The following is a 15102-nucleotide window of genomic DNA, read 5'->3' on the forward strand; positions in this document are numbered from 1 at the left end:
TCGTTCATAGTGGCGATGAACACCCAAAGCCGGTAAAAATACGGCCTCGAGGTCGTTCATAAGGGTGATGAAAGCCCGAAGTCAGTAAAAATACGCCTCGAGGTCGTTCATAGGTGAGATGAAAGCCCAAAGTCGGTAAAAATACGGCCTCGAGGTCGTTCATAAAGGCGATGAAAGCCCAAAGTCGGAAAAAAACGGCCTCGAGGTCGTTCATAGTGGCGATGAACACCCGAAGTCAGTAAAAATACGGTCTCGAGGTCGTTCATAGGTGAGATGAAAGCCCGAAGTCGGAAAAAATACGGCCTTGAGGTCGTTCATAAGCGATTTGAATCCCTATGAGTGGTCCAAAGAACCATCCGCCGCCTTATCTTCTCGGCAGATCATTGATTTCATGGGCCACTCTAATCCCTGATTGGATGGCTCCCTCCATCCAGGCGGGGAGGGTTGACGTATGGTCCCCTGCAAAATGAACGCTTCCCTCAGGGGCATAGATATAAGGAAATAACTCCGTTTGCTGACTTGGTTTGAACAATGAAAAGGCTCCGCCGCCAGTGAATCGGTCGTGAGCCCAACTTTGGGAGGCTCCTGTAAGAAATGCGTCATAAATTGAATTGCCGTGGACGGTTGCCAAGTTATCCAACGCATGCCTAATTCGGCTTGACTCAGGTAGACTATCCCATGGCAGCGTATCATCCTCCCATGTATAACTTGCCAATATTATACCGGATCCCGAGGAACCAATTAAATGGCTTGGATAATAAGCAAATCGAATCGGCATATCCGTGATCAATTTCCCGCCCCGGAGCCCTTCTTTCTCCCAGAATCTGTGTGTGAACTGAAGCCCGATTTTGGTGGAGCTAGCATAGTGAAGTTCCCTAATAGCCTTATATTTATTGTGAGAAAAAGTATGGCGCGGTTCAATGTCGATAATGGAAAGCACAGAAAAGGGGACAGTCACAATGGCAAGATCCGCGGTGAATTCCAGCTGCCTTAAGCTAGTGGTTTGGGTGGCGCGGATGGTGACTTTTCCGTCATTATGGTGTCTGATTTTTGTCATCCTATGCCCTAGCAAGATGTCTTCCTTCAAGTATGGGATAAAAGCCTTTGGCAGCCGGTCATTTCCACCCTCGACCTCATAATAAGACATGTTTAGATTTAACAGCGGCAGGAACTCTCTGAGAATTGAGGTGAAAGCAAGCTCTAGAAATCCCTCAAGATCAATAATAACTTCAACCATTTCTAACGCACCGGGCGATAAAGACGCCCCTACCGGATTATATCTTAGGAAGTCGCCCATTGAGTAGCTATCAAACCTCTTTAGAACCACGGGCCAGTTGTTTAATGGGTCTTGCTGAATAAAATCGATCACTGGTTTTATTGCTGACAGTAGCAGTTCTTCTGCTGTTTTTCCTTTTTCGTGCGGTGCTACAGGGTATTTTAAAATATCCGGGTTCTGCCAATACGTTCGAAGGTTTGTCTTGATTCCGTTAGCATAAATGAGATCTTGAGGCGTTGTATTTTTAAATTCATTTATTGGCAGGCGGAATTTTTCTAGGTATGCCAAGACTAAATGATGGGTATTTGGGATCCGCATCGCACCGACATCAAGGTACAAATCATCGACAAAAGGATACCTTAAGGTGTATACACGGCCGCCAATCCGGTCGTTAGCCTCTAAAATCGTTACGCTATGCCCCGCTTTTTTTAAAAGGGATGCCGCAACTAACCCCGCCATGCCAGCACCGGCAACAATAATCTTTTTTGGGAGCTGTGTTGGCCTTAAGCCTTGTCTAATGGTAAAAAGCATTTCTTCATACGACAATGAAGAAGGCTTGTAATCTGCCAATTCCTCTTCCTCCAAACAAACTTTAGGATTTACCATTATCCTATTCGCCTAAGGGTTCGGGTTATGATTTTTTGGTGCCAGGCACCAAAAAAAACGATATAATGAAAAAACACAATTGGACATAGACTTGAATGTGATACCCGAGTTTTCTAATCATGTAGAACAAAATGAGCAAAGGGGATGGCAAGATGGGATTATTAGGCGGTATGCTGGGAAATGCATCTAATGTAGATAAGGAAGATGTAAAAAGAGAGCTAGCTGATATTTTAACCGAATCTGAAGAAATTGATTTCGCTTTTAAACTAGTAAGAGATTTACTTGTTTTTACAGACAAGCGTTTTATTGTGGTTGATAAGCAAGGTTTAACAGGCAAGAAAATAGATTATCATTCCATTCCTTATAAAAGTATTTCTCACTTTAGTGTAGAAACCGCAGGCCATTTTGATTTAGATGCTGAATTGAAAATTTGGATTTCAGGGGCAAGTACACCTGCAGTTTCTAAACAGTTTAAAAAAGACAATGCCATCTACGATATACAAAAAGTATTAGCAACTGTTTGTGTTTAAGGGATCTGCATTTACCTCAGCAATGACAAAAGACCGTCGTCCTTCAGTAAGATGGACGGCGGTTTCTTTTTTGATCAAAATATGAGTGCAGACAAAAAATGCCCCTTTTATATATTTTCAGAATTGCATTGACTTTAGAAAAAGAATACTATATATTAATTAATAACTTCACTGGAGTAATTAATCATAGATTTATTGGTTATTTGTGTTTTATTGTCTTGTTAAAGCTTTCTAAATCTATATTTTATAAATAATTTATCCCATGGAGAAAAAATATAAAGGTGATGCTATGAAAAAGAAAGATCAAAATTACATAAAAAAGGAAAATAAAGGGTTAGTACTTGAATTGATTCGAACATTGGGGCCAGTCTCAAGGGCTAAGATTGCCAGAGTAACAAACATGAGCCCCACGACAGTTTCCAGGATTGTTTCTTCACTGATAGAGCTTAACTTTGTGGAAGAGACCGATCAGATGACGAGTGGCGTCGGCAGGAAAGCTAATCTATTGGCTGTAAAGGCTAGTTCGATTCTATCAATTGGGATTGAACTAGATGAAAAGTTAACAAGGGTAGGATTTATTGACTTTTTGGGAAATATCGTTTGTTTGGAAGAGTACCACAGAGATTCAGGAGGAAGCCCAGCACTTGTTATTGCACAACTAAAAAAGTATATCCAAGAGCTGATAGAAAAACACCATATCCAGACAGATAAAATAAAAGGGGTCTGCGTCGGCCTGCCTGGTTTGATCAATGCTGACAACGGCCATGTTGATCTGTCGGTCCAAATGCAATGGCGACAGGTTGAGTTTGCAAAACAGCTTAAGGATGTACTTGGTTATGACGTGATTATTGATAATGAATTAAAGCTAAAGGCTTATGCTGAGGGGATTTTTGGTAAGGGCAAAAAAAGCAAGAAAATGGCCATGATCGGCTTTGGCAGCGGGGTAGGCTCATCATTAATAGTTGATGGTGACATCTATCGCGGTCACTCCAATTATGCGGGGGAAATCGGCCATACCGTCGTTGACAGCAATGGCATCCTTTGCTCTTGCGGCAATTTTGGCTGCTTGCAAACCTACATAGCTGAACCGTTTTTATTAGAGGAAGCTTCTAAGAAAGGCAATGTTCGCAGCTTGCAAGACCTTATTGCAACCGCAAAATCGAACGAGAATTGGGCTATTAATATCATTGAGCGCGCCATAACGTATGCTGCTATAACCATTAATAATGTCGTATGCGTTAATAATCCCGATATGGTTGTTCTGACAGGGTCCTTAATTGAGCAGTCCAACTATATGAGAGAAAGAATTTTTAACAAATGCACGGTTCAAATTTGGGAGCCCTTAAAGGATTCTTTCACTTTAGAAACGTCATCTCTGGGTTCTCAAGGAGTGATCCTTGGGGCTGGAATGAAAATACAAAAGGAATTTATAAAACAACTTAATTTTGAAGAGGTGCTATTAAAATGATTGATTCCATTTTGGTTTCAGAATACAGAGGAAACATACTTGAGAATGTCCATCATGGTGTTGTCTGTGGCATCGATGAAAATAAAAAGGTCGTTTTTCAGAAGGGGGACATCCAGCACCCCGCCTTTTATCGCTCAGCAATGAAACCGCTTCAGGCTATTCCGGTTTTTAAAACGGATGTTGCCCAAAAATATGGTTTGACTTCTGAAGAATCCGCCCTTTTCATCGCTTCACATAGAGGGGAAAGCTATCATCGGAGAGCATTGCAATCGCTATTGGACAAGCTTAAGCTATCGGAGTCTTCGCTTATCTGCCATGAATCCTATCCCCTAAATGACCAACCTAAAGCGGATTGTTTGTGGAATCATTATCCTAAAAGAAAATTATTTCATAATTGTGCAGGGAAGCATCTTGGGTTTCTAGCATGTGCAAAGGAAAATGGCTGGGATGTCGGCACGTATTACGACACTGACCACCCGCTTCAGCAAGAGATTCTTGAGACGGTTTCAAATTTATCAGAGACACCTAAGCAGGAAGTTGGAATTGGATCAGATGGCTGCGGGGCGCCAATCTTTGCTGTTCCCTTATATAATATGGCTTTGTCGTATCTGAAATTTGTTTGTCCAGAAATGATAGAGAATGAGGATGTTAGACAGGCAGTCGTTAAAATTGGCCGGGTCATGAATGCAAATCCAAAAATCATTGCTTCACATCAATTTGTTTGTACGGAATTATTACAGGACCCGAACATCATTGCGAAGGGAGGCGCACAGGGAGTTTATTGCTTTTCGTTAAGAAAGGAAAAAATGAGTTTTGCCTTAAAAGTATTGAGCGGCTCTGAATTGGTATGGCCAGTATTGATTGCCGATATTCTTGAAAAAATCGGCTATGAAAATAAAGAAACAATTGAGCGATTATATGAGCTTAGATCACATGACATCAATAACGATAATGGAAAAGTGATCGGTCATACGACCTTAACTTTATAAAAGGAGAAGAGATGACTATGAATTATAAGAAAATAACCTGGTTGTGTCTCATTGTTGCAATGATAATGGCTATGACGGCATGTGCAAAAGGCCCTTCGGATTCAGAAAGTGCATCATCCGCTAAAAATGACAAGGATATTACAATTGCAGTCAATCAAAATTTTACGACGCTTGATCCGCAAAATGTAAGCGATACCTTGTCAATTTCAGCTACACACGCTATGTACGAAGGTCTAGTTGGTTTTGATAAGAATATGACTATTAAACCTGTGTTAGCAACAGATTATAAGGTTAGTAAGGACGGATTGGTTTATACCTTTAATTTAAGGAAAAACGTTAAATTCCATGATGGGGCAACATTTGATGCCAACGCTGTAAAGGCCAACTTTGATAGAATTCAAGGTTCCAAAGGTTCACTGACCGCTTCACACTATTTGAAAAACTTAAAGGATATTAAGGTTATTGATGACAACACCGTTCAATTTACTTTAACCAAGCCTTTTAGCGCAATGCTAAATAAATTTGCGATGATACCGATGATTAGTCCTAAGGCCATTAAGAAATATGGCAAAAACATTGGTCTTCATCCAGTGGGGACAGGACCTTTTGAATTCGTAAAATGGAATCAAGGTGAATCATTGATCTTAAAAAAGAATCCGGATTATTGGGATTCAAACTATCCGAAAGTTAACAAAGTTACATTCAAATCAGTACCTGAGAACGGTTCGCGCGTAGCGATGCTAAAAACTGGAGAGGCAGATTTTGTTTATCCTTTACCGGAACAAAACGTGAAGTCTCTCAAATCTTCGAGCGATATCAGCATTGATCAGACTGAATCGACGATCGTAAGATATGTTTCCATCAATACGAATAAGAAACCATTTAATAATAAAAAAGTTCGATTAGCAATGAACTATGCTTTAAATAAAGATACTTACATTAAAGTTGTAAAGAATGGCTTTGGCAGTAAGTTAGATTCAACGATGTCCCCTAAAACCCAATTTTATTCTAAACAGGGGGTTTATGAGTACAACCTGGATAAAGCAAAAAAATTAATGAAAGAAGCGGGATATCCAAATGGGTTTTCAGCAGAAATTTGGGGAGATACGGCATCAGATACTATGAAGGGCATGCAGTTTGTTCAGCAACAACTTGCCAAAATCGGCATTAAATTAAAGGTAAAAGCAATGGAACAAGGCACATTATCGAATGAAATCTATTCGCCTAAAACACCTGACCAAGCCAAAGTGCAGCTATGGTATGTCAGCTGGTCACCATCATCAGGAGATGCTGATGGGGCAACCCGTTCATTATTCAGCAGTGAGTCATTCCCGCCTAACGGCGCAAATACTGCCTATTATAAAAATAATGAAGTAGATAGTCTGATTAAAAAAGCTAACAAATCAACTGATCCTGATGAACAGGCTAAAATATATAAACAAATTCAAAAGGATATATACAGTGATGCGCCATGGATCTTCTTAGGAGTAGATACAATTCTTTCTGGACACAGGAATAACTTAAAAGGTGTTTATGTTTTGCCAGACGGTTCTATTAATATAAAAAATGCACAACTAAAGTGAAGGATTAAAGGGGCTGCTTCAACAGCTCCTTTTATTCCCTAGTCGCAAAATGATAAAGGTAATTTTGATAAGGGGAGGTCTGTCATTTGGGTAAGTACGTGATCAAACGAATTATTGGGATCATCCCGTTACTTGTTGTTGTTTCTTTTATAGTATTTCTTTTTATTCACCTTATTCCCGGTGATCCAGCGCGGTTAATTGCCGGCAAGGAAGCCACCGTAAAGGAGATCCAAGCAATTAGACATGAATTGCATCTTGATGAACCTATTTTTCAGCAATACCTGATTTATATGGATGGTCTTTTGCATGGTGACTTTGGTGAATCAATTAAGTCTCATATTCCGGTTATGCATTTAATTGGCGAAAGAATGCTGCCATCCATAGAATTATCGTTGTTAAGTATGGGTTGGGCACTTGTTTTCGGTATTCTTATTGGCGTTTTGTCCGCTGTTTTTAAAAACCGTTGGCCAGATTACGGCGGAATGGTGACTGCGGTTTCTGGGATATCTCTGCCGAACTTCTGGCTTGGGTTAGTCATGATTCAACTTTTTTCTGTCCAGCTTGGTTGGCTGCCGACTGGAGGGGCAGATTCTTGGAAAGGGTATATCATGCCTTCAATTGCATTAGGTGCAGGGATAATGGCAATGATTGCCCGATTTACTAGGTCTTCTCTCGTTCAAACTTTAAAGGAAGATTTTATAAGAACGGGACGTTCACGCGGTCTTAGCAGCATGACGATCGTTTTCGGACACGCATTGAAAAGCTCTCTTATTCCAGTGGTTACTGTGGCAGGATTGCAGTTCGGATTTTTGCTTGGTGGATCGGTTGTTGTTGAGACTGTATTTAGCTTCCCGGGTATGGGACGGTTGCTGATTGATTCGATCCAGTTGCGTGATTATCCAGTGGTTCAGGCGGAATTATTACTGTTTTCTTTTGAATTCATCCTGGTTAATTTAGTTGTCGATCTTTTGTACGGCTTTTTGAATCCAAAAATTAGTTACGAAACATAATGTTATTTAGCAATTATTAGGGGTGGTTGAAGTTGGCTGAAATCGTGACAAAAACGGATTATATGCCCAAAAGCAGAGGGAAGCTCCGTTCCTTTTGTGCGGCGTTTATCCACAAAAAAACGGCTGTTGCATCATTTTTCTTTTTTTGCTTGCTCATTATTTTAGCCTTAATTGGCCCTTCTATTGTTCCATATAACCCACAAACACCTGATTACAACCATGTTCTTCAAGGGCCATCATGGTTACACCTTGCTGGTACAGATGAGTATGGAAGGGATGTTTTCAGCAGGCTAATCGTTGGAACAAGGTTATCCCTTGGTGTTGGCATTTCCTCCGTTCTATTAGGGGCTGTTGCAGGAACAATATTAGGCTTAATAAGCGGCTATTTTGGCAAGTGGGTAGATAAAACAATTATGCGCATTTGTGATGTGTTTTTTGCCTTTCCGGATATACTGCTTGCGATTGGCATTATTGCGATTCTAGGACCGGGTCTTCAAAATGTTGTCATTGCAGTCGCTATTTTTAACATCCCATCATTTGCAAGAGTAGTCAGAGGCAAAACACTGGAGGTTAAGGAAATGCTTTTTATCGAAGCTACCCGTTCAATCGGGGCAACGAAAAGCCGTATTATTTTTAAACACGTGTTTCCAGAAACCTTTTCAACAATCATAGTCTATTTAACTATGAATTTGGGAACGGCCATACTTGCAGCGGCAAGTTTAAGCTTTCTTGGTCTCGGTGCATCACCTTCCTCATCTGACTGGGGGGCTATGTTAAGCATGTCACGGGATTACATGGGGACAGCTTTCCATCTTGTCTTTTTCCCAGGCTTGATCATTTTTTTAACCGTACTTTCTCTTAATATAATGGGCGATGGTCTCCGTGATGTTTTAGATCCAAAAAGTAAGGATTAGGGGAGTTATGGGTATGTATGATTTATTAAATGTAAAGGGCTTGAAAACAGCTTTTAAAAATAATAATCAACGGGTTTCTGTTGTCAATGGTGTGGACTTTGGCATCAATAAAGGTGAGATTGTCGGCATTGTTGGGGAGTCAGGCTGTGGGAAAAGCGTCACTTCCTTATCTATTATGCGCCTTCTCCACGATACGACTGGCGACATTCAGGATGGAAAGGTTACTTTTAAAGGGGAGAATCTATTAGATTTAAGTGAAAGAAGTATGAGAAAGATTCGCGGCAAGGAAATTGCGATGATTTTTCAGGAACCTATGACATCCTTAAATCCCGTTATGAAAATCGGCAAACAACTGATGCAGGGCATTATCCTCCATTTGAAATATTCTAAAGAAAAGGCCAAAAAGCATGCCATTGATACATTGAAATCTGTAGGTATTCCAAGAGCGGAAGACATAATGAATGAATACCCGCATCAATTATCAGGAGGGATGAGACAGCGGGTCATGATTGCCATTGCGATGTCTTGTGAACCCGAGCTCTTAATTGCTGATGAGCCAACTACAGCTCTTGACGTTACGATTCAGGCTCAAATACTAGAGCTAATGAAAAGATTACAGTCCGATCGCGGAACCGCCATCCTAATGATTACACATGACTTGGGTGTCGTGGCGGAAGTATGTGATCGCGTCATTGTCATGTACGCTGGAAGAGTTGTGGAGGAAGCAAGCGTAGATGAATTATTTGAATCACCGCGCCATCCATACACAAAAGATTTAATTGAATCTGTTCCTAAAATTGGCGAAAGAAAATCAAGATTGTATTCAATTCCGGGTCATGTTCCTAACCCAAATCAAATGCCGAATGGCTGCAAATTTGCCCCTCGTTGTCAACATGCAATGGAAATCTGTTTTAATAAAGAGCCAGAATTAACAAGCGAAGAAAAACGGAAACACCGTTGTTGGCTGTATCAACAGAATAACGTTGGGAGGGAGCAGAATCTTGGCAGCAAATAATTTATTAGAAGTAAAAAATATTAAGAAGTATTTCCCATTGTCTAAAGGCTGGTTTTCGGCAAAAGGCCATGTCAAAGCTGTGGATCAAGTTTCCTTTTCTATACAAAGGGGGGAGACCTTTAGTTTGGTAGGCGAATCAGGCTGTGGGAAGTCAACATTGGGAAGGTTGATTAATGGGCTGATTAAATCGGATGACGGGGAAATAATCTTTAAGGGAAAAAACCTGACGGGTGCAAATGAAAAGGCTTGGCGATCTTATCGAAAGCCAATGCAAATGATTTTCCAAGACCCTTACGCCTCATTAAGCCCAAGAATGAAAATCAAGGATATCTTGGATGAACCATTGAAAATTCATCACCCTGAACTATCAAAGGAAACAAGGAAGACAATGGTCCAAGAGATATTAGATGTATGCGGTATTGATGCATATCATCTTGATAAATATGCTCATGAATTCAGCGGCGGCCAAAGGCAGCGTATTGGGATTGCGAGAGCACTGATTTTGAAGCCTGAACTAATTATAGCTGATGAGCCAGTATCAGCACTGGACGTGTCGATCCAAGCTCAGGTTTTGAATCTCTTAAAGGAATTGCAGGAGAACTACCAATTAACCTATTTATTTATCTCCCACGATTTGAGTGTTGTAGAGCATATTAGTGATAAGATCGCTGTGATGTATTTGGGGAATATTGTAGAAATATCTCCAGCGGAGGACATTTTCAGCCGCCCAAAACACCCTTATACACAGGCGCTGTTGTCTGCTGTGCCTATACCCAATCCAAAGGTTAAAAGGGAGAGGATTATGCTTAAAGGCGAGATTCCAAACGCAGCAAATCCCCCCAAAGGATGCAAATTTCATTCGCGGTGTCCTCATGCAATGGATATTTGTAAAACGGTGGAACCGCAGCTAAAAAAAGTAGAGGGACAAATGGTGGCGTGTCACTTATATTAATATAGAAAGCTGGTTAGAAAATGGAAAAGTTAGCGATTCAATTGATCCGTTCAGATCATATGGATAAAAATAATCCCCTTTGGCATGAGGGGATCTTTGATTTCGGGCAAATCACACCCGCATATACCAAAGAGCAATATCTCTTATACGCTGGTGTTAAAAAGAACCCATTGACATTGGATGATGTCAGGCATATTGCGGGTGAGATCAGTAAATTCATAAAATCAAAGGAATGGTCTAATGCACATTTGGACCTTGATCATCTTACACAAACATTTCCTGAATACACTGCCTCTCAGTTAACGACGGCTTTTTATGAAGGATGGTATTTAGGCCAATACACCTTTAGTAAGTATAAAAAAGATAAAAAGGGAACCAGGGTTGAGCTTTATATGGAGGGCCAAGATGATGACTGCCGGCAGACCGCTCTGTGCCGGAGTGATGCTGTTAAAGCAACGCGTGATCTTTGCAATGAACCGCCGAATGTATTAAATCCGGATACGTATGATGTTTTATTGCAGGATATTTTTCAAGATTCTATGGTGGAGATCACGGTACATACGGAGGATGAATTACAATCACTAGAATTAAACGGCATTTTATCCGTGGCGCGCGGCAGTCATTACAGTCCTAAGCTTATCCAATTAAGTTACTGTGGGTCAGACGAAGCCCCGCATATTGCTTTGGTCGGCAAAGGGGTAACCTTTGATACTGGGGGTATTAATGCTAAGAGCGGTGATTTTGCGGACATGAAGATGGATATGGGCGGCTCCGCTGCAGTTGTAGGAGCGGTAAAGCTGCTTAGCGGCATGGAGGCGCGGGTTAATGTCACGGCTCTCATTCCTGTAGTAGACAATGTTCCTGATGCCCGGTCGCTATTACCCTCAGAAATTATCCAATATAAAAATAATGTTTCTGTTCAAGTGGTTAACACCGATGCGGAAGGACGCTTAATTTTAGCGGACGCGTTATTGTTTGCTCAGGAATTGGGTGCTGTTACAGTCGTAGATATCGCTACCTTAACTGGCTCGATCGGCCACGCTCTTGGTCTAAAAGTTGCAGGTGTGTGGAGCAATAATAACGATCTATCTGAAAAGATGAAAGCGATTGGCAGTAGCAATGGCGATCATGTATGGCCGATGCCGCTCGTGACAGACTATGATGAGTGGTTAAAAAACCCTTATGCAGACATTTCCAACGTCGGGACATCGCCATTTGGAGGAGCAATTACTGCCGCGGTTTTTTTGAATCATTTTATAAATCCGTCAACTAAATGGTTACACATTGACATGGCAAATACAGTGCAATCGTGGAAAGCGTTCGGATATTATACATCTGGCGCGTCAGGTTATGGTGCGAGGCTTTTGGCGGATTTTGTGTTAGGAGAAATTAAAAATGAAAATTGAAGTGATCGTTCAAAATGAAAAGGATGCAAGGGATGCTGAAAAAGCCGGGGCGGATCGTTTGGAACTGGTTTCTGCCATTAACGAGGGAGGCCTCACGCCGGCTTATGACACGATTAAAGGGGTATTAGAATCTGTAACGATCCCGGTTTTTGTCATGGTTAGGCCGCATAGCCGCACCTTCAATTATAATGCAGCCGATTGGAGCAAAATCGAAGAGGATGTAAAGATGGTAAAGACATTAGGAGCTCCTGGGATCGTGTTTGGCTGTCTAAATGAGAATAATGAGATCAACGAGGCCACGCTTTCCAAAGTAATTAATCTTATTGATGGCATGGGCATGACTTTCCATCGAGCTTTTGATGACGTTGTTAATCAAGAAAAGGCCTATCAAACCCTCTGTTCCTACAAAGCTGTTGAAAGAATCCTCACTTCAGGAGGTGCGCCAAAAGCCGAAGAAGGACTGAATCAGCTGCAAAGGTTAGTCAACCTTTCAAAAGAATCAGGCGGGCCGAAGATTTTAGTCGGATCCGGGTTAAACAGCGACAATGTTAACGCTATTCATAATGTGCTTCAAGCCAAGGAATATCATTTTGGTTCAGGGGTTCGGGTCAATGGATCGTTTTTATATTCGATTGATTCCCGGAAGATTGGAAGGATTCGTGAATTGGTTTAAAAGGTCGTTCCTTTTGGACACCTACCGCCAGTGATTTCGTTATAGTAGTACTGATAAAAGAGGCTGGGACAGAAGTTTTTTACTAATAGAAAAATCCGAACTCATTCAGACATCCTATCTGAATAGTTCGGATTTTTATTTTACATAAGAAAACAACGAAGTGCTCCGTCAAAATACTTCGCTTTCCACGGGCACGGCCTCAGCCTCCTCAGAAAGCAAAAACCGCTTTCTTGCGGGGTCTTCGGACCCGTGCTGTTCCCGTAGGAGTCTCCGTATTTTGACTACGCTTCGCATTTGCAATTATGCTTTTCAAATTTTATTGTTCGGCATATGAATGAACTCTTTTAGTTTTGTCCCAGTCTCTTTTTAGGGGCTTAGTCTTAGAAAAATTAATGAGATGCCTTCAAATAACCTTTTATATTATCTTTTGTGATTTTAATCGTACCTGTATCTTCAATTTCAGATATCTCTTTTCCTTCACATGCTTCATTTAGGCGTTTAATGATTAGCTTACCCCACGTAAATTCACGTTGGGCAATTGTAGCTGTCACTTGTCCATTTTCAATGCCGTTTAATATAATCGGTAGACCATCAAATGTCACGAGCTCCTTTTTGAGCCCCATTGCCTTCCAAACAGTAATCGCCGCAGGGCCAGAAAGGGAATCCATACCGACAAATAAATCAAAATGGGGATGACTTCTGATCATCTTCTCGGTATTTGAGAGGGCCCTGTTCGGGATGCTATCATTTGGCTTTATCTCTAACAATTTAATATTTGGATATTTCTTTAATACATCCTTCATACCGTTGATCCTTTGTTTAAGGTTTAGCAAAGTTGCCGTTCCAGTTCCTCCAATTATAGTACCTTTACCATGAAGGAGTTGGGCGACGACTTCACCCATGGAGCGCCCAGCTAAATAGTTGTTCGTCCCTATATAGGCTGTTCTTTTGCTGTTGGGGGCATCTGTGTCAAAACAGATGACTTTGATGCCTTCATCGACAGCTTTATTAATGATTGGTGTCAGTGCTTCTGAGTCAACGGGGCCAATCGCGATACCGTCAACATGCTTTTGTATCAGATCTTCCATAATACGGATTTGTTGTTTGACATCCGAAATTTGTGAAGCCCAAATGGATACGTTAACGCCTAAACTTTTTGCTGTTTCTTCAGCACTTTGTGTGACACTTTGAAAAAAGGGGTGTGCAACGGGGTAGACAATGGCAAAAGAGCGCTTCTCTGCATTTTTATTTTTATGGACTTTGTGTGTTGTGGCTGGCTTTTGAGTGTGTTGAGTCAAGTTGAATCCGCCGGACAAAAGGAGGAGTAAACATAAGAATATCATAAAAATAAAGAAAAGCTTCCTTGATCCTTTCCCGTCCATGGATCATCCTCCTTGTCATCTTGATCCTTGCCTTCTAAACGCCATTGGCGATAATCCTGTCACCTTTTTAAAAGTATTGCTAAAGTAATGGGGGTCATTATAACCTACCATGTAAGCAATGTTATATGACCTTTCCTTTGTTGAGGTGAGCAGCTCCATTGCTCGGTTTATCCTTGTACGCGTCAAATAATTAATGAATGTTTGCCCAGTTTCTTGGCTGAACATAGCACTAAAATAGCTAGGGCTAACATTCACATGTGCCGAAACGCTTTTAAGAGAAAGATCAGTTTGATCATAGTGTTTTACAATATAATCCTTTGCCTGTTCAACAATGCTTTGATTCAGGCCTAGATTTTCTTCAAAGCGCATCACATCCTGTATTTTCTGTTCATTTAAATCAAAGGATGGATTTTTCCTTTTAATTGTTTGATAGATTTTGTCTTTATCCGCCTCAGCAAACGATAGTGAAATGCCTCGAATACGCTCTTTAATCCCACCAACCCCAACATTGAAAACACAAGGATATTTTTTTTCGATATCCGATTTAAGCGGATTGATAAATGATGGGATCAATGCTTCCAGTTCGTTGACGTCATCTCTTTTATAAATCCAAACGGTTTCCTTAATGCTCCGTTGAAAATAAAATAAATTTTCGACGTGTTTTAACTTAATCATCAAATGGTCCCTAATATTACCGTATGTTTCTGCACTTTGATTATCCTTTAACAACTCATACTCGGTTATTATAACCATGTAATATTTAGAAATCACATCAAGCTGTAAAGCGTCCGCCATCTCGATGGCTTCCGAAGGCGTCAAGGTGCCTAAACAGAGATCATTGAAAAATCTTTCTTGTGAAACACGAAGGCGATTATTATTTTGATTTTGCAGTTCCTCTAATTGGTCTCTTGCACTTTGTTCCAGATCGATTTGTTTTGCTACCTTATGAAGGAGCCGTAGTAAGTCGGAAGAACTAAATGGCTTTAGAACATACTCCATAACGCCAATGCTAATCGCTTCCTTGGCATAGTGAAATTCATCATGACCGCTTAGAATAATAATTTTAATCCAGGGCATTTTTTGGCGGATAATCCGACTGACTTGCAGACCATCCATAAATGGCATCTGAATATCGGTTATGAGAATATCAGGCTTTTCTTTTTCAATTAAAGGGAGGGCAATTTCACCATCCGCCGCATCTCCACAAAAATTGAATCCCTCGTTATGCCAAGCAATATGGTTTCGAATCCCTTCTCTTATTAAAATCTCATCATCAATAAGAAAGACCTTTTTCATGA

The 15102-nt window shown here is 40.8% G+C and carries 13 protein-coding genes; 10 read left to right on the top strand and 3 right to left on the bottom strand.

The features are described from left to right. Positions 1-364: 364 nt before the first annotated feature. Positions 365-1882, bottom strand: a complete 1518-nt coding sequence (locus tag EV207_RS08080) for a flavin monoamine oxidase family protein (protein ID WP_243646992.1) — start codon at positions 1880-1882, stop codon at positions 365-367. Between the two features lie 152 nt (positions 1883-2034). On the opposite strand from EV207_RS08080, the gene EV207_RS08085 reads away from it, so the two are divergent. The 10 genes from EV207_RS08085 (at position 2035) to EV207_RS08130 (ending at position 12422) form a co-directional block, all read left to right on the top strand. Further along, complete coding sequence (locus EV207_RS08085; RefSeq protein ID WP_132745511.1) at positions 2035-2412, top strand: PH domain-containing protein; 378 nt, start codon at positions 2035-2037, stop codon at positions 2410-2412. 289 nt (positions 2413-2701) lie between these two features. Next, complete coding sequence (locus EV207_RS08090; RefSeq protein ID WP_165886873.1) at positions 2702-3880, top strand: ROK family transcriptional regulator; 1179 nt, start codon at positions 2702-2704, stop codon at positions 3878-3880. Further along, positions 3877-4869: an asparaginase gene (locus EV207_RS08095; RefSeq protein WP_132745515.1), complete on the top strand. Its 993-nt coding sequence runs from the start codon at positions 3877-3879 to the stop codon at positions 4867-4869. Before EV207_RS08090 ends, EV207_RS08095 begins: the two co-directional genes overlap by 4 nt. A 17-nt stretch (positions 4870-4886) precedes the next feature. Further along, a complete protein-coding gene (locus tag EV207_RS08100; protein ID WP_132745517.1) occupies positions 4887-6452 on the top strand; it encodes a glutathione ABC transporter substrate-binding protein in 1566 nt (521 codons plus the stop codon). A gap of 86 nt (positions 6453-6538) precedes the next feature. After that, positions 6539-7462, top strand: coding sequence for an ABC transporter permease subunit (locus tag EV207_RS08105; protein WP_132745519.1), 924 nt, complete (start codon positions 6539-6541; stop codon positions 7460-7462). Between the two features lie 62 nt (positions 7463-7524). Next, positions 7525-8376: an ABC transporter permease gene (locus tag EV207_RS08110; RefSeq protein WP_132745692.1), complete on the top strand. Its 852-nt coding sequence runs from the start codon at positions 7525-7527 to the stop codon at positions 8374-8376. Between the two features lie 13 nt (positions 8377-8389). Further along, positions 8390-9391: an ABC transporter ATP-binding protein gene (locus EV207_RS08115; protein WP_132745521.1), complete on the top strand. Its 1002-nt coding sequence runs from the start codon at positions 8390-8392 to the stop codon at positions 9389-9391. Beyond that, positions 9378-10343: an ABC transporter ATP-binding protein gene (locus tag EV207_RS08120; protein ID WP_279389180.1), complete on the top strand. Its 966-nt coding sequence runs from the start codon at positions 9378-9380 to the stop codon at positions 10341-10343. The genes EV207_RS08115 and EV207_RS08120 overlap by 14 nt, the downstream gene beginning before the upstream one ends. 20 nt (positions 10344-10363) lie before the next feature. After that, complete coding sequence (locus EV207_RS08125) at positions 10364-11749, top strand: leucyl aminopeptidase family protein (protein WP_132745523.1); 1386 nt, start codon at positions 10364-10366, stop codon at positions 11747-11749. Further along, positions 11739-12422 carry a copper homeostasis protein CutC gene (locus EV207_RS08130; RefSeq protein ID WP_132745525.1) on the top strand — a complete coding sequence of 228 codons (684 nt, stop codon included), beginning with the start codon at positions 11739-11741 and terminating at the stop codon, positions 12420-12422. The genes EV207_RS08125 and EV207_RS08130 overlap by 11 nt, the downstream gene beginning before the upstream one ends. A gap of 389 nt (positions 12423-12811) precedes the next feature. Here the strand turns inward: EV207_RS08130 and EV207_RS08135 are convergent, their stop codons facing one another. Continuing rightward, positions 12812-13804 (bottom strand): substrate-binding domain-containing protein, encoded by a 993-nt coding sequence (locus EV207_RS08135; RefSeq protein WP_132745527.1) that lies wholly within the window; start codon positions 13802-13804, stop codon positions 12812-12814. Between the two features lie 15 nt (positions 13805-13819). After that, entirely contained in the window at positions 13820-15100 is a 1281-nt protein-coding gene (locus EV207_RS08140; RefSeq protein WP_132745529.1) for a response regulator transcription factor, read from the bottom strand. Positions 15101-15102 lie beyond the last annotated feature (2 nt).

Source organism: Scopulibacillus darangshiensis, from assembly GCF_004341035.1.
GTDB lineage: Bacteria > Bacillota > Bacilli > Bacillales > Sporolactobacillaceae > Scopulibacillus > Scopulibacillus darangshiensis.